Origin of the sequence: Streptomyces sp. NPDC101152 (assembly GCF_044768275.1) — a bacterium.
Lineage (GTDB): Bacteria > Actinomycetota > Actinomycetes > Streptomycetales > Streptomycetaceae > Streptomyces.
In genome coordinates this window covers 16,182-30,494 of record NZ_JBIWPO010000052.1, presented here as the reverse complement: position 1 = coordinate 30,494, position 14,313 = coordinate 16,182, and the positions used below count along the sequence as shown (strand labels likewise).

At 69.8% G+C, this 14,313-nt stretch carries 17 protein-coding genes, 2 pseudogenes and 1 riboswitch; of the genes and pseudogenes, 10 read left to right on the top strand and 9 right to left on the bottom strand.

Features of this window, described 5'->3' with window-relative positions; genetic code table 11:
• Positions 1-126: 126 nt before the first annotated feature.
• A pseudogene (locus ACIRVK_RS38075) lies at positions 127-192 on the top strand (hypothetical protein); the annotation flags it as partial.
• Positions 193-370: 178 nt separating this feature from the next.
• On the top strand, positions 371-706 hold the full coding sequence (locus tag ACIRVK_RS38070; RefSeq protein WP_404255453.1) for a helix-turn-helix domain-containing protein: 336 nt from the start codon (positions 371-373) through the stop codon (positions 704-706).
• A 53-nt stretch (positions 707-759) separates the two neighbouring features.
• Here the strand turns inward: ACIRVK_RS38070 and ACIRVK_RS38065 are convergent.
• Both ACIRVK_RS38065 and ACIRVK_RS38060 read right to left on the bottom strand, forming a co-directional pair.
• Positions 760-900: pseudogene (locus tag ACIRVK_RS38065) on the bottom strand (SAM-dependent methyltransferase); the annotation flags it as partial.
• Positions 876-1,352, bottom strand: a complete 477-nt coding sequence (locus ACIRVK_RS38060) for a MarR family winged helix-turn-helix transcriptional regulator (RefSeq protein ID WP_404255451.1) — start codon at positions 1,350-1,352, stop codon at positions 876-878. The pseudogene ACIRVK_RS38065 and the gene ACIRVK_RS38060, both read right to left, overlap by 25 nt.
• Positions 1,353-1,441: 89 nt before the next feature.
• Here ACIRVK_RS38060 and ACIRVK_RS38055 point away from each other — a divergent pair, with 89 nt between their 5' ends.
• Positions 1,442-2,029, top strand: coding sequence for an NADPH-dependent FMN reductase (locus ACIRVK_RS38055; protein ID WP_404255449.1), 588 nt, complete (start codon positions 1,442-1,444; stop codon positions 2,027-2,029).
• Between the two features lie 25 nt (positions 2,030-2,054).
• Here ACIRVK_RS38055 and ACIRVK_RS38050 read toward each other — a convergent pair whose 3' ends face one another.
• Positions 2,055-2,444, bottom strand: a complete 390-nt coding sequence (locus ACIRVK_RS38050; RefSeq protein ID WP_404255447.1) for a hypothetical protein — start codon at positions 2,442-2,444, stop codon at positions 2,055-2,057.
• 115 nt (positions 2,445-2,559) lie between these two features.
• On the opposite strand from ACIRVK_RS38050, the gene ACIRVK_RS38045 reads away from it, so the two are divergent.
• The 6 genes from ACIRVK_RS38045 to ACIRVK_RS38020 all read left to right on the top strand — a co-directional run bounded on the left by ACIRVK_RS38045 (position 2,560) and on the right by ACIRVK_RS38020 (position 5,709).
• Positions 2,560-3,399 (top strand): Scr1 family TA system antitoxin-like transcriptional regulator, encoded by an 840-nt coding sequence (locus ACIRVK_RS38045; protein WP_404255445.1) that lies wholly within the window; start codon positions 2,560-2,562, stop codon positions 3,397-3,399.
• Positions 3,383-3,577 carry a DUF397 domain-containing protein gene (locus ACIRVK_RS38040; protein WP_404255443.1) on the top strand — a complete coding sequence of 65 codons (195 nt, stop codon included), beginning with the start codon at positions 3,383-3,385 and terminating at the stop codon, positions 3,575-3,577. The genes ACIRVK_RS38045 and ACIRVK_RS38040 overlap by 17 nt, the downstream gene beginning before the upstream one ends.
• Positions 3,578-3,808: 231 nt before the next feature.
• A complete protein-coding gene (locus ACIRVK_RS38035) occupies positions 3,809-4,624 on the top strand; it encodes a hypothetical protein (protein ID WP_404255507.1) in 816 nt (271 codons plus the stop codon).
• Positions 4,625-4,662: 38 nt separating this feature from the next.
• Positions 4,663-4,938, top strand: coding sequence for a type II toxin-antitoxin system Phd/YefM family antitoxin (locus ACIRVK_RS38030; RefSeq protein ID WP_404255441.1), 276 nt, complete (start codon positions 4,663-4,665; stop codon positions 4,936-4,938).
• A 13-nt stretch (positions 4,939-4,951) separates the two neighbouring features.
• On the top strand, positions 4,952-5,107 hold the full coding sequence (locus tag ACIRVK_RS38025) for a type II toxin-antitoxin system RelE/ParE family toxin (RefSeq protein WP_404255439.1): 156 nt from the start codon (positions 4,952-4,954) through the stop codon (positions 5,105-5,107).
• A gap of 32 nt (positions 5,108-5,139) precedes the next feature.
• Entirely contained in the window at positions 5,140-5,709 is a 570-nt protein-coding gene (locus ACIRVK_RS38020; protein WP_404255437.1) for a hypothetical protein, read from the top strand.
• A 3-nt stretch (positions 5,710-5,712) separates the two neighbouring features.
• Here the strand turns inward: ACIRVK_RS38020 and ACIRVK_RS38015 are convergent, their stop codons facing one another.
• The 6 genes from ACIRVK_RS38015 to thrC all read right to left on the bottom strand — a co-directional run bounded on the left by ACIRVK_RS38015 (position 5,713) and on the right by thrC (position 12,991).
• Positions 5,713-7,251 carry a carboxylesterase/lipase family protein gene (locus ACIRVK_RS38015; RefSeq protein ID WP_404255435.1) on the bottom strand — a complete coding sequence of 513 codons (1,539 nt, stop codon included), beginning with the start codon at positions 7,249-7,251 and terminating at the stop codon, positions 5,713-5,715.
• A 118-nt stretch (positions 7,252-7,369) separates the two neighbouring features.
• The gene (locus tag ACIRVK_RS38010) at positions 7,370-8,488 is read right to left on the bottom strand and encodes an NADH:flavin oxidoreductase (RefSeq protein WP_404255433.1); all 1,119 of its coding nucleotides are present in this window, start codon (positions 8,486-8,488) and stop codon (positions 7,370-7,372) included.
• Between the two features lie 186 nt (positions 8,489-8,674).
• The gene (gene groL / locus ACIRVK_RS38005; protein WP_142153018.1) at positions 8,675-10,297 is read right to left on the bottom strand and encodes a chaperonin GroEL; all 1,623 of its coding nucleotides are present in this window, start codon (positions 10,295-10,297) and stop codon (positions 8,675-8,677) included.
• Positions 10,298-10,721: 424 nt separating this feature from the next.
• Complete coding sequence (locus ACIRVK_RS38000) at positions 10,722-10,928, bottom strand: cold-shock protein (protein WP_019057200.1); 207 nt, start codon at positions 10,926-10,928, stop codon at positions 10,722-10,724.
• Positions 10,929-11,370: 442 nt separating this feature from the next.
• On the bottom strand, positions 11,371-11,646 hold the full coding sequence (locus ACIRVK_RS37995; RefSeq protein WP_404255431.1) for a MoaD/ThiS family protein: 276 nt from the start codon (positions 11,644-11,646) through the stop codon (positions 11,371-11,373).
• A 55-nt stretch (positions 11,647-11,701) separates the two neighbouring features.
• Positions 11,702-12,991, bottom strand: a complete 1,290-nt coding sequence (gene thrC / locus ACIRVK_RS37990; RefSeq protein ID WP_404255429.1) for a threonine synthase — start codon at positions 12,989-12,991, stop codon at positions 11,702-11,704.
• A gap of 18 nt (positions 12,992-13,009) precedes the next feature.
• Positions 13,010-13,164, bottom strand: a riboswitch (SAM riboswitch).
• A gap of 128 nt (positions 13,165-13,292) precedes the next feature.
• Between thrC and ACIRVK_RS37985 the strand changes: the two genes are divergently transcribed.
• Complete coding sequence (locus tag ACIRVK_RS37985; RefSeq protein WP_404255427.1) at positions 13,293-14,237, top strand: glucosyl-3-phosphoglycerate synthase; 945 nt, start codon at positions 13,293-13,295, stop codon at positions 14,235-14,237.
• Positions 14,238-14,313 lie beyond the last annotated feature (76 nt).

Below are 14,313 nucleotides of genomic sequence, written 5' to 3'. Positions count from 1 at the left end.
GGATGACCTGTACGTGATCGAATTGGAGCCCGAGGTGCGGGCCTGGCTGGAGCTCCTCCCCGACAGCCAGCACCGCAAAGTGGAGAAGTACTCGAACTGCTTGCCACGTTGGGGCCGCAAACCCCCATGCCGTTCGCGCGCCCCCTTGAAGGTGGGGTCTACGAGCTTCGACCCACGCTCGGTGGCGTGGACACGCGCGTCACCTACTGGTGCGCGCCCGAGCGTCGCGTCGTACTCCTCACCGTCTTCCGCAGACCAGAATGCACGAGGCCGCGCAGATCGCCCGCGCGACGGCCGCGCGTAAGGTGTGCGGCGCCGAGCACGGTCCCGCCCACACCACCTACAGCCGCGGAAAGGAAGGGCAGACACGATGAGCCACTCCCGTTGGAAGCTGAGCCGGGAGAAGGAACTGGCCGCGGGATACTCCGAATCCCCCGAAATCGCCGCCGAGCGCGCCGAGATCCGGCTGGCCATGGCCTTCGCCAAGGCCGTCTACGACCGCCGTACGGAACTGGGGCTGTCGCAGACCGAGCTCGCCGAGCGCGCCGGGCTCACCCAGGCGAAGGTCTCCCGCGTCGAAGGCGCGGACACCGTGCCGACCCTACCCCTGCTACGACGCCTGGCAGTCGCGCTGGACGCCTCCCTGAACATCGCCCTGGACGGCGGCCGCGAGGAGGTCGCCTTCATCGCCCATCCTGCGGCCTGACCAGGCGGTCAGCTCACAACAGCGGCGGGCCGACCAACCTCACAGCGGGCTCCTCATGCTCGCCACGCGAGCGTGTACCGCCAGAACAGCCGCCGCCGGAGCCGGGCGCCGGGGAGGATGTGACGGGCCGTACGGCTGCTCTCGCCGAAGGTCGTAGAACACGAGTACATCATCGTGTGCGATGCGGGTCGAGGCGGTCGGCTGTCTGCTCGCTCCATACTCGGATAACTGCCGCCTGCTCGGGGCTCAGTGAGTCGAGGAAGAGGCGGCGGATGTTGCCGCCGTGCACGAGGACGGCGCTCTCGGCTGCCCGGCGGCCCTCGACGGTCAGCCCGACCCCCGCGCGACGGCCGTCGGAGCCGTACTGAGTGCGCTTGACGAAGCCGCGCTTTTCCATGCGCGTCAGTTGATGGGAGACGCGGCTCTTGTCCCAGTCGAGCGACTCGGAGAGCTCACCGACGCGCATCTCACGGCCGGTGGCCTGCCACAGCGTCACCAGCACGCTGAACTCGGGCTTCGAGATGTCGCAGTCCCGCTGCAGGCCGCGTTCCAGCTCCTTGGTGAGCAGTCGCTGCGCGCGCATCCAGGAATCCCAGAACCCCCACTCCTCGGGTTCCAGCGGTCGCGTCTCCGGCGTCTCCTTCATATCACCGAGGATACCGCGACCAGCAGAGTTGTCACATCAACTCCTCCCACCATAGAGTTGACGTATCAACTCACCCGGAAGGGAAGACCATGCCGCTCCGCATCGCGCTCATCCTCGGATCCACCCGCCCAGGACGCCGCGGCGACCAGATCGCCGCCTGGGCACTGGAGGCCGCCCGCGCCCATGGCGGCGCCGACTTCGAACTCGTCGACCTCGCCGACCACGACCTGGGCAACCTCGACGAGCCCGGCAACCCGAACTTCCAGCAGTACCAGCACGATCACACCCGCACCTGGGGCGCGCTCATCGACAGCTTCGACGGCTACGTGTTCCTCGTCCCCGAGTACAACCACTCCTACCCCGGAGCCCTGAAGAACGCCCTGGACTACGTCTACCGGGAGTGGAACGACAAGGCCGCCGGCATCATCAGCTACGGCGGCTGGGTCGCCGGGGCACGGGCCGCCGAGGCACTGCGGCTCGTCCTCGCCGAACTCCAGGTGGCCACGGTCCGCGCCCAGCCCACCATCTCGACCCACCCCTCGTTCCACACCGGCACCTTCGTCCCCCAGGAGGGCCTCGACACCGCCGTGGGCACCATGCTCGACCAGGTGATCGCCTGGTCCGGCGCGCTGCGCGAGATGCGCCAGACCAGGGGGCGGACGGCCACGGCTGCATGAGGCCCGGTTCGCGGCCCCTCGCGCATCAGGAGAGCCGCGCCCCCCGGTTACGGCTGCGGACCTGCGCCCGCAGCACCTCCCCCGCCGGTGCGGGCGACGCCGACTCCGGCGGGCACTCCCACTCCCGGCCGCCGCCCACCGGGCGCAGCTGCACTCGGCCGCCCACGTGGCCCATGACCTCGCCGATCCGGCCGTCCCGCTCGTCCACGGCGTGCGTGCCGACGGCCGGCCGTTCGCCGCGCAGGACGGAGGCCAGGCGCTCGGCGGTACGGCTGTTGCAACGCCCCAGGTCGACGAGGGCGAACGGTTCGTCGCTCGCACCGGTCACGGGGTCGACGGTGAGCGACGGCAGGACGACTCCCACGCCCACGAGGGCCTCACGCAGGGTCTCGACGACTTCTTCGGTCGACCGCACCTTTCCTCCACCTCCACGCTGAGTTCGTGATTCGCAACACAGCGTGTCCGGTGGGCCCCTAACCTGGCCATACGCGACAGCCCAACAGCCTCGTCTGTCGGACAGGGAGTTACCCATGCCGGGACCCAAGGACCTCGACCCGTCGTCGTCACCGCGGGCGCTGCTGGGAGCGGAGTTGCGGCACCCGAGGGAGAAGGCAGGGCTCAGCCAGGAGGAGCTGGGCCAACGGCTGTTCGTGAGCGGGTCGTTCGTGGGGCAACTGGAGGCGGGGACGCGGCGGATGCAGCCAGATGTCGCACGGTTGCTGGACGAGGTGCTGGGCACGGAGGACTTCTTCCAGCGGAACTGCGGGGCGGCGGCCAGGTCGAGGTATCCGGACCACTTCGCGGAGGCGGCGGAGGCGGAGGCCGTCGCCACGGAGATCAAGGAGTACGCGCCCTTGCTGATCCCGGGGCTGCTGCAGACTCCGGCGTACGCGAGGGCAGTGTTCCGCGCCTACCGCCCGACGGCGACCGAAGATGTGATCGACGAGCTGCTGTCAGCGCGGCTCGAGCGTGCCCGTGTCCTCACCGATCCAACAAGGCCCCTGTTGTGGGCCGTGCTTGACGAGGCCGTCCTGCGTCGCGCGACGGGCGGGCCGACGGTGATGGCCGAAGCCCTGCGCCACGTCACAGCCCTGGTGCGACAGCACCGGATCATCGTGCAGGTGCTGCCGTTCAGCGCGGGGGCACACGCCTCGATGACCGGCGCCCTCACGCTCCTCGCCTTTGAGGACGCACCGCCGCTCGCCTTCATCGAAGGCCCCAGCATGGGACGGCTGGAGGACGACCCGGCCACCGTCGCTCGGCACGAACTGACCTACGATTTGCTACGGGCCAGCGCCCTATCACCCCGTGAATCCCTGGCCCTGACCGAGTCGGTGGCAGAGGATTACGCCCATGAAGATCAGCCCTGAGCACACCTGGCGCAAGTCCAGCCACAGCGGCGGCGAAGGCGGCAACTGCCTTGAGATCGCCCCCGATATCCCCGCCGTCGTCCCCGTCCGCGACTCCAAGACCCCCCACGGCCCGAAGCTCGTGTTCCGGGCGGAGGCCTGGGCCGCGTTCGTGGGTGACGTGAAGAACTTCCGCTAGCCACCCGCCCCCGGAGGCCCCGAAGCTCAAGCCACCAGCCCCGAGCCCTCTTTGTTTGGAATGGTTGGAGGGCCTCAACCCGCCCTCCCGCCCCGCGTGTTGACTTGACGCGTTCGGCTTGCCACGCAGAGTCACGATCGTCTAGCGTGCCGTCATACGAAACAGCCCCCGCCAGGCGCTACCAACACCTGCGGGGGCTTAACCGACGAGATCAGTGAGACTAGGAAACCGATCCCGTGGCTGAAGCCAACCTTAGTAGCACCGTCCTGCCCCCGCACCGCCCACGACTTCGCCCATCTCCCGCCCCGCGAAGCCGCCGTCGCCGCGTACATCGACCGTCTCCCCGACGGCGCCGACATTTCCGTGAAGACGCTGGCCAAGCACCTGCCGTACGGGCAGTGCGCGCTGCGGACCGCTCTCAACCGGCTCCAACTCGCAGGGCACTGGCGGCGCGGGCGGGAGCATCTGGCCGTGGATTCCGGCGGTTCCCGCTGGATCACCCGATCGTGGTTTTCGCGTACCGCGCGCGACGGCGACTGGTGGGCGGCGTTCACGAGAGGCGACGTACCGGAGGAGGTGCAGGAGCCGCCGACGCGCCGTACCCGGTCCCGGGCGCACATTCTTCTCGCCGCCCTTGGGCGAACCACCCCCGTGCTGTCCCTCTCGCAGGCCGACTGTGCGGCGCTCGCCCCGCTGGTGGCGGAGTGGTTCGAGCGGGGCGCCGGTGAGGACGTCGTCCTGCACGCCCTGACCAGTGGGCTGCCCACCCCGGTCCACCATCCGGCCGCGCTCGTCCGCCGGCGCCTCACCGACAAGCTCCCGCCGGAGCCCCCTCCCCGGCGGCCGCCGCTCCGTCTTCTGGAGTGCGCGAAGTGCGGCGCCGTGGGCCGACCGGAGGCCCTGCCGGGCGGGATGTGCGGCGCGTGCCGGGGCGAACGCGCCCCCGTTCACCCGAATGTGCCCGTCCCCGCGTCCAAGGTCCACGCCTACGCGGCCGATATGCGTTCCGCGATGGCGGAGCGACGACAGAAAGGGACGTGCGCGTGACGTCACCGCACACACTCGCGGGTGTGTACAGTTTGTCCATGGACAAGTACCCGCTCGTTGAAGCCCGCAACCAGCTCGGCCAGCTGGTGGGCCGGGTCCGGCACGGCCAGGAACACATCCTGATCACCGAGTACGGCAAGCCCGCCGCCGCACTTGTCCCGATAAGCGAACTGGAGGAGTTGCAGCGGCTGCGCGACGAGGCCGACATCGCCGAAGCCAAAGCCCGCGAGGCCGCTCCGGCAGGCCCGTCCATGTCCCACGACGAGTTCATGGCACAGCTGGAGGCCGAGGACCGCCGAGAGGCCGCTTCGTGACCCACACAGTGGTGTGGGAACACCACGCCATGAATGCGTTCCGTCGGCTCCGCGCCCTTTGGGCTCCTCCGGCTACTACCGCCTGCACGTGGGAAGTTGGCGTGTGCTGTACCGGCCGGACGACGAAACCGTCACTGTCCACGTGCTGAAAGTCGGCCGCACCAACTGACCGGTGCCGCCGCGAAAACCGGAGCTTCACCCATGAACCACGCCCAGCTCACCGCCCTAGGCCGGGCCCTCCGGGTGCTCGGCGAGCACGGGGAGGCCCTCGGTCCCGACACGCCCGACGCCAAGCTGCACGAGGTCAAGGCCGATCTGCGCCGTGCCCTGGACCTGCTCGAGGAGACCGTCACCGGCGCCGCCCCGACGACTCGCTGCCCCGAACACCCGACCGGGCCCGTCGACGAGAGTGCGCCCGACCTCTGTCTGCTCTGCGAGACCCGGCGCCGGGCCGCCCGCCGCGCCGAGTTCAACGGGGGACCCGTGCCGCAGGCCCCCACCGAGGCGGTGCCGTCCCGGTACGGGCTCAGTGCCGACCGTCCGCAGCCCCAGCAGCGGTGGCTGCCCGAGGCGTGGAACGGGCAGGCCTGGCAGCTGTGCGGCACCCCGAGGCGGGACCGGCGCGAGGCCGAGCTGTATCTCGCCGCTCAGCGTCGCGGACCGCGTCCCGCCATGGCGTACCGGCTCGTGCACGAGTTCACCGACCACGAGGTGCTGCGGGTGTGGGGCACGCCCGTGAAGGTCGACATCGAGCCCCTGGGCAACCTCTAGGACCTACGCTCCGAGCAGGGGCAGCGGCGTGAACTCGTAACCCTCCCACAGGCGCCGTGATGTCTCCTCCGGGTAGGGCCTGACCTCCGGTTTCGCGTCGAAGACCTGGACCAGACGGCCCCCGTCCTCGTCCTCGTACGCCGGCCAACCGGGGTCACCGGTCCGCGCGAACGCCGTCCACGCCTGCCGGAAGCGCGCCGACAGTTCCTCCGCCTCCGCCGGAACCCCGCTCCCCGCGAACAGCAGGTTGCCAAGGTCCGCCTCGAACGTGCCGAACAGCAGCGGAATGTCCAGGCCGTGGCAGGCCCCGAGGGCTCCGCCCGCACCCGGTGCCGGCCAGGTCAGCTCGTACACGTGCGCCCGGCCGCCGCCCGCGCCCTGTGCCTCCGCCAGCCGCAGGCTCGGCAGCCCGAACAGCCAGTCCGTCTGGACCCGTTCGAACAGCTCGACGGGGCTCGCGTCGGGGAAGGCGGCGCGGTACGAGCGCTCGCCCTCCGCCCCTCCCGGCGCGAAGGTCCGCAGCGCCCAACTCGCCTGTTCCTCGCCGACGTTGCCCTGCATCCCGGCTATCACGAGGAACAGCCGCCACTCGTCGCGGTTGTGCCCGACCAGCACCTCCACGTCCCGGGCGGAGCCCGCCGCGAGCGCCTGCCAGGGGGTGGTCGGCAGCACCTCTCCGTCCACCACCGGCGAGAACGGGGTGACGGTGGGCGCGACCCGCCCCCAGCGGTCCTGGTAGGCCGCCATCTTCGCGCTCAACGCCTCACCGGCCGAGGTGAGTTGGCGCGGGGCGACCGTCGACAGGTCGGCGACCGTGGGACGCAGGCCCGCCTCGGCCGCGATCGCCCGGCCGAGGTCCCGGGCCAGTTCGTCGGAGAAGTACGTCCCCGGCACGCTCTGCGCGATCGCCCGGCCGAACAGGCCGCGCGCCCGCGGCATGGCCAGCAGCGCGGCCACCGAGCCCGCGCCGGCCGACTCCCCGAACACGGTGACCCGGCCGGGGTCCCCGCCGAACTCCGCGATGTTGTCCCGTACCCACTCCAGCGCGGCGACCTGGTCGAGCAGGCCCCGGTTGGCGGGCGCCCCCTCGATGTGCGCGAACCCCTCTACTCCGACGCGGTAGTTGAGGGTGACGACGACCAGGTCGCCGTCGCGGGCGATGCGCTGGGCGTCGTAGCCGGGGCTGCCGGAGTGGCCGAGCTTGTAGGCGCCGCCGTAGATCCACACCATGACCGGGCGGCGGGCCGCCGGGTCCGGCTGCGGGGTCCAGACGTTCACGGTCAGCCAGTCGTCGCCCGCGGGCACGTCGAGCACCGCCGCACGGCCCTGGAGCCCGGACTCCTGCGGGGGCGGCGGACCGAAGGCGTACGCCTCGCGGGTCCCCTCCCAGGGACGCGTGGGGCGCGGCGCGGCGAACCGGGCCTCCCCGACCGGCGGTTCGGCGAACGGAATGCCCCGGAAGACGGTCAGCCCGCCCTCCCTGCGCCCGCGCACCGCCCCGGCACCGGTGCGCACCACCACGCCCTCGGTATCCGTCGTCATCGTCCACCCAGCCTTTCGCCCTCGTCCACGTCGTGCCCGACTCGTACACCCTCTCGGGCCTTACGCGAGGAATCCAGTGGGGTGACTCGGTGCCTCGGTGCCTCGGTGCCTCGGTGCCTCAGCTCAGCGAACGCAGTGCCGCAGCGTCATAGGGGCGCAGCTCCTCGAAGCGTCCGGCCAGGACCTTCGCCGCCCACTCCGGGTCCTGGAGCAGCGCGCGGCCGATGGCGACCAGGTCGTACTCCTCGCGCTCCAGGCTGTCCAGCAGGTCGTCGATGCCGCGGGTCGGCGAACCCTCGCCCGCGAAGGCGCGGAGGAAGTCGCCGTCGAGACCGACCGAGCCCACCGTGATCGCAGGCTTGCCCGTGAGCTTCTTCGTCCAGCCGGCCAGGTTGAGGTCGGCGCCCTCGAACTCCGGGAGCCAGTAGCGGCGCGTGGACGCGTGGAAGGCGTCGACGCCCGCCGCGGCCAGCGGGGAGAGGACCGCCTCCAGCTCCTCCGGCGTCTCGGCGAGCCGCGCGTCGTAGTTGTCCGACTTCCACTGCGAGTAGCGGAAGATGATCGGGAACTCCGGTGACACCGTCTCCCGTACGGCCGCCACGATCTCCGCCGCGAACCTCGTCCGGGCGACGGGGGTGCCGCCGTACGCGTCGGTGCGCCGGTTGGTGCCGGCCCACAGGAACTGGTCGATCAGGTAGCCGTGCGCACCGTGCAGTTCGACGCCGTCGAAGCCGATCCGCTCCGCCGCGGCCGCCCCCTCGGCGAACGCGCCGATGACGTCGTCGATGTCGCGCTGGGTCATGGCCGTGCCCGCGCCCTCGGTGCCGTCGAGGCGGCGGCCGGACGGACCGACGGCGGGCGCGTCGGCGTACGGCGCCTGCCCTTCCTCGCGGACCATGCCGATGTGCCACAGCTGCGGGACGATCTTTCCGCCCGCCGCGTGGACGGCCTCGGCGACCTTCTGCCAGCCCGCCAGCTGCTCGGCGCCGTTGAAGCGGGGGACGCGGTCGCTGTTCCCGGCCGACTCGTGGCCGACGTACGTGCCCTCGGTGACGATCAGGCCGACGCCGGCGGCGGCCCGGCGGGCGTAGTACGAGGCCACGTCCTCGCCGGGGATGCCGCCCGGGGAGAACTGGCGGGTCATCGGTGCCATCACGATGCGGTTGGGGACGGTCAGGCCGTTGATCGCGGTGGGCCGGGACAGGATCTCGGCGGCGCGGGAGGTGGTGGCGGTCACGCGGGGAAACTCCTCGGTATGTGCAGACGCATAGACACTGCGTCAGCGTCAACCACCGCGCCCTGCACCGCATTTCCGGCCGGCCTGTGACACCGGACACGCCGAAGGGCGGCACCCCCCGCCGGAGCAGGAGGTACCGCCCTCCGTAAGGACGTCGATCAGCCGGGGCCGGGGCCCCGAGACAGATCAGAAGTCCATGTCACCGCCCGGCATGCCGCCACCGGCGGGCGCGGCGGCCTTCTCCGGCTTGTCGGCGATGACGGCCTCGGTGGTGAGGAAGAGCGCGGCGATGGAGGCGGCGTTCTGCAGGGCAGAGCGGGTCACCTTCGCCGGGTCGATGATGCCTTCCTTGACCAGGTCGACGTACTCGCCGGTCGCGGCGTTCAGGCCGTGACCCGGGGTGAGGTTGCGGACCTTCTCCACCACGACGCCGCCCTCGAGGCCGGCGTTGACGGCGATCTGCTTCAGCGGGGCCTCGAGCGCGATGCGCACGGCGTTGGCGCCGGTCGCCTCGTCACCCTCCAGGTCCAGCTTCTCGAAGACCGAGGAGGCCTGGATGAGCGCCACGCCACCACCGGCGACGATGCCCTCCTCGACGGCGGCCTTCGCGTTGCGGACGGCGTCCTCGATGCGGTGCTTGCGCTCCTTGAGCTCCACCTCGGTGGCGGCACCGGCCTTGATGACCGCGACACCGCCGGCGAGCTTCGCCAGGCGCTCCTGCAGCTTCTCGCGGTCGTAGTCCGAGTCGCTGTTCTCGATCTCGGCGCGGATCTGGTTCACGCGGCCCGCGACCTGGTCGCTGGCGCCGGCCCCGTCGACGATGGTGGTCTCGTCCTTGGTGATGACCACCTTGCGGGCCTTGCCCAGCAGGTCGAGGGTGGCGTTCTCCAGCTTGAGGCCGACCTCCTCGGAGATGACCTCGCCGCCCGTGAGGATGGCGATGTCGCCGAGCATGGCCTTGCGGCGGTCGCCGAAGCCCGGGGCCTTGACGGCGACGGACTTGAAGGTGCCGCGGATCTTGTTGACGACCAGGGTCGACAGGGCCTCGCCCTCGACGTCCTCGGCGATGATCAGCAGCGGCTTGCCCGACTGCATGACCTTCTCCAGGAGCGGGAGCAGGTCCTTGACCGAGGAGATCTTGGAGTTGGCGATCAGGATGTACGGGTCGTCGAGGACGGCCTCCATACGCTCCATGTCGGTGGCGAAGTACGCCGAGATGTAGCCCTTGTCGAAGCGCATACCCTCGGTGAGCTCCAGCTCCAGACCGAAGGTCTGGGACTCCTCGACGGTGATGACGCCTTCCTTGCCGACCTTGTCCATGGCCTCGGCGATGAGCTCGCCGATCTGGGTGTCGGCGGCGGAGATGGAGGCCGTGGAGGCGATCTGCTCCTTGGTCTCGACGTCCTTCGCCTGCTCGAGCAGGGCACCGGAGACGGCCTCGACGGCCTTCTCGATACCGCGCTTGAGGGCCATCGGGTTGGCGCCGGCGGCTACGTTGCGCAGGCCCTCCTTGACCAGGGCCTGGGCGAGCACGGTCGCGGTGGTCGTACCGTCACCGGCGACGTCGTCCGTCTTCTTGGCGACTTCCTTGACCAGCTCGGCGCCGATCTTCTCGTACGGGTCCTCGAGCTCGATCTCCTTGGCGATGGAGACACCATCGTTGGTGATCGTGGGGGCGCCCCACTTCTTCTCGAGGACGACGTTGCGGCCCTTGGGGCCGAGCGTCACCTTCACGGCGTCCGCGAGCTGGTTCATGCCGCGCTCGAGGCCGCGCCGCGCCTCCTCGTCGAACGCGATGATCTTGGCCATGTGAAGTGGTCCCTCCAGGACTGGGGGTGATTCCTTCGGACCGCGCCCGCGCCCGCGACGGACGGCTCGCCGACCCATGGGTTCCTTGCCCCACCCGGCCTGCGGGCCTCACCGACCCGGTCCTTCTTTGTCACTCTCACCTTCAGAGTGCTAACGCCAATGATTAGCACTCGGCATGCCCGAGTGCAAGGCGCGCCCGCGAAGCGGGCTCGTTGAGGGGTGGTGGTCGGGTGACGGGCGGGCGCAAGCGCCTCTGGGAGACCGGCCAGGACTCGTACGGGATCCGGCCTGACGCAGACATGCCCGTCGCACGCACCGAGGCCTGCCTGGAGACATGCCGGAGGGCCCGTACCCATGACTCCCCATGGGGTACGAGCCCTCCGAAGAACAGAAGAACGACGCTGCTATCTACCCGGCGCGTGCTTCAGCTGGTCGCCAGCCGGACCATGTCCGCCTGCGGCCCCTTCTGGCCCTGCGAGATCTCGAAATCGACCCGCTGACCCTCTTCCAGGGTGCGGTACCCGTCCATCTGGATGGCGCTGTAGTGGACGAAAACATCCGCACCACCGTCGACCGCGATGAAGCCGTACCCCTTCTCCGCGTTGAACCACTTGACGGTGCCCTGAGCCATGCCTAACTCCCCTATTACTGGCCCTTGCACAGATCCGCACTTCGCGGATCCGGGTCAGACCTCACCCCCCACGGTTTGGGGGCGTGCGCCGGAACGCGTCGACCGCGGCTGAATGTATCTGTCCAACTGCCGTCTGCAACAGGTCAATCGGACGAGAATTCTGGACGGCAGGGGTCCGGAATGTAGCGAGAATTCGCCCGAATTCAGGGCAAGTCGGGCCCCACAAAGGGCGCATAAGCCGCAAAAGACGCGCACACTTTGGCTACTTCTCATCGCATCCGGAGCCGCTGTTCCCAGGCGTTCGGAGTGCGGAAGGCGGCAGGTTCCCCAACTGTACCGTGCTCAACCATACAGAATTGCCCCCTCCGTTTCTCGCACGGAGGGGGCAATTCGATGAACACTCGGTAATCCCTGTTACCGAAGGTAATGTTCGGTCATTCGGTCAGCCGCCGGCCACGGCGGGGATGATCGAGACACCGGCACCGTCCGGGGTGGCCGTCTCCAGCCCCTGCTCGAACCGCACGTCGTCATCGTTCACGTACACGTTGACGAACCGCCGCAGCTTGCCCTGGTCGTCCAGCACCCGGGCGGCGATCCCGGTGTGCTTCTTCTCCAGATCAGCGATGACCTCGCCGAGGGTCCCGCCTTCAGCGGTGACTTCGGCCTGGCCACCCGTGTACGTGCGCAGGATGGTGGGGATGCGGACATTGACGCTCACGATGAACCTCCGGTCAGGTGCGGCTTTTTTGGGGGCGCGGGCGCTCGAAGACGGGTTACGCGAGCCCAGCCTCACGGAACGAGTCAAGGTTGGGACGAATGGTCGCAGTCAACCCGGTCCCGGCCACCGCATCCAGCGTCTTCAGCCCATCCCCCGTGTTGAGGACGACCGTCGTCAGCGTCGGGTCGAGGACACCGTTCTCGATCAGCTTGCGCGTGACGCCCACCGTCACCCCACCCGCCGTCTCGGCGAAGATCCCCTCCGTCCGCGCGAGCAGCCGAATCGCGTCGACGATCTGCTCGTCGTCGACGTCCTCCACCGCCCCGCCCGTCCGCCGCGCGATGTCCAGGACGTACGGCCCGTCCGCCGGGTTGCCGATCGCCAGCGACTTGGCGATCGTGTTCGGCTTCTGCGGCCGGACGACGTCGTGCCCCGCCTTGTACGCGACGGAGACCGGGCTGCACCCCTCGGCCTGGGCACCGAAGATCTTGTACGGCTTGTCCTCGACGAGCCCGAGCTTGATCAGCTCCTGGAGCCCCTTGTCGATCTTCGTGAGCTGCGAGCCGGAGGCGATCGGCACGACGAGCTGGTCGGGGAGCTGCCAGCCGAGCTGCTCGCAGATCTCGTACGCCAGGGTCTTGGAGCCCTCCGCGTAGTAGGGCCGCAGGTTGACGTTGACGAAGCCCCAGCCCTCGCCGGCCGGGTCGCCGATCAGCTCGGAGCAGAAACGGTTCACGTCGTCGTAGTTGCCCTCGATGCCGACGAGCTCGCCGCCGTAGACCGCGGCCATGACGACCTTGCCCTGCTCCAGGTCGTGCGGGATGAACACGCAGGAGCGGAAGCCGGCGCGGGCGGCGGCGGCGCCGACGGCACCGGCGAGGTTGCCGGTGGAGGAGCAGGAGAGGGTGGTGAAGCCGAAGACCCGGGCGGCCTCGATGGCCTGGGCGACGACCCGGTCCTTGAAGGAGTGCGTCGGGTTGCCGGAGTCGTCCTTCACGAAGAGCTTGCCGGCGTCGACGCCGAGCTCGCGGGCCAGGTTGTCGGCCTGCACGAGCTTGGTCCAGCCGGGGTTGATGTTCGGCTTGCTCGCCACGTCCGCCGGGACGGGCAGCAGCGGGGCGTAGCGCCAGATGTTCGCGGGACCCGCCTCGATCTGCTTGCGGAGCTCCTCGGCGTCGTAGCCCGAGAAGTCGTACGCGATCTCCAGCGGGCCGAAACACTCCTCGCAGGCGAAGACCGGGCCGAGGGGCACCCGGTGGCCGCATTCGCGGCAGCTGAGCGCCGCGGCGGGGCCGAGGTCGACGGTGGTGGTGTCGGTGGTGCTTGCAACAGTCTGCGCAGCCATGTGAGGCGAGGCCCTTTCTCCTCATCTTCCTCACGACGCATCTCGCCGTGAGACGGATTTGGCACCTTCCCTAGCCGGGAGCCTCGCGTGATGATCAACATTGATCCACGAGACCGGCTGGAGGGTTGCCGGGGCTTCATCGGGCCGTATCCCTCTGCCCCTCTGGATGAGCGGTATTCGGTTGTACGTTCAACGACCTCGGACATGCGATGGTCACCGACGTTGCTCAAGACTGTAACCGAAGGCCAGGACAGTTGAGATAGTCGTCCGAACCGCGAGACAAACGTGAGGAGCCGCCAACGTGCTGGAGGAAGTCGAGCGCTGGCTGAGCACCCGCTCCTGGTCCGTCACCGACCGCCCGCTCCACCAGATCCTGGCCGCCAAGCAGCGCACGGGCCAGACGGTGTCCGTCGTGCTGCCCGCGCTGAACGAGGAGGAGACGGTCGGCGACATCGTCGCGATCATCCGTCATGACCTGATGCAGCAGGTCCCCCTGGTCGACGAGATCGTCGTCGTCGACTCGGGCTCCACCGACCGCACGTCCGCGGTCGCCTCGTCGGCGGGTGCGCGGGTCGTCCACCGCGACGAGATCCTGCCCCGCCTCCCGGCCGTCCCCGGCAAGGGCGAGGTGCTGTGGCGCTCCCTGCTGGTCACGAGCGGAGACATCGTCTGCTTCATCGACGCCGACCTGAAGGAGTTCTCCTCCGACTTCGTGTCGGGGATCGTCGGTCCGCTGCTCACCGACCCGGGGATCGACCTGGTCAAGGGCATGTACGACCGTCCGCTCGCCGGCGCGACCGGCCAGGGCGGCCGGGTCACCGAGCTGATGGCGCGCCCGCTGCTGAACATGCACTGGCCGCAGCTGGCCGGTTTCGTGCAGCCGCTCGGCGGCGAGTACGCGGCCCGCCGCAGCCTGCTGGAACAGCTCCCCTTCCCCGTCGGGTACGGCGTGGAGCTGGGCATGCTGGTCGACGCCCTGCACCTGGTGGGCCTCGACGCCCTCGCCCAGGTCGACGTCGGGGTGCGAAAGCACCGGCACCAGGACGGGCAGGCGCTGGGCCGCATGGCCGCCGCCATCTACCGTACGGCGCAGCTCCGGCTGGCCCGCGGGCACCTCATCCGCCCCTCGCTCACCCAGTTCGAGCGCGGCGAGGACGGCTTCGAGCCGCGCACCTATTCGGTGGACACGGAGGAGCGGCCACCCATGGCGGAGATCGCGGAGTACGCGGAGCGCAAGGCCGCGTAACGGGCCGGAGCGGTCCGTATACAGGACGGGGCCGTGATCCGGCCATACGTTTGAGTGTTTCCGGGCCGGGCTAGGT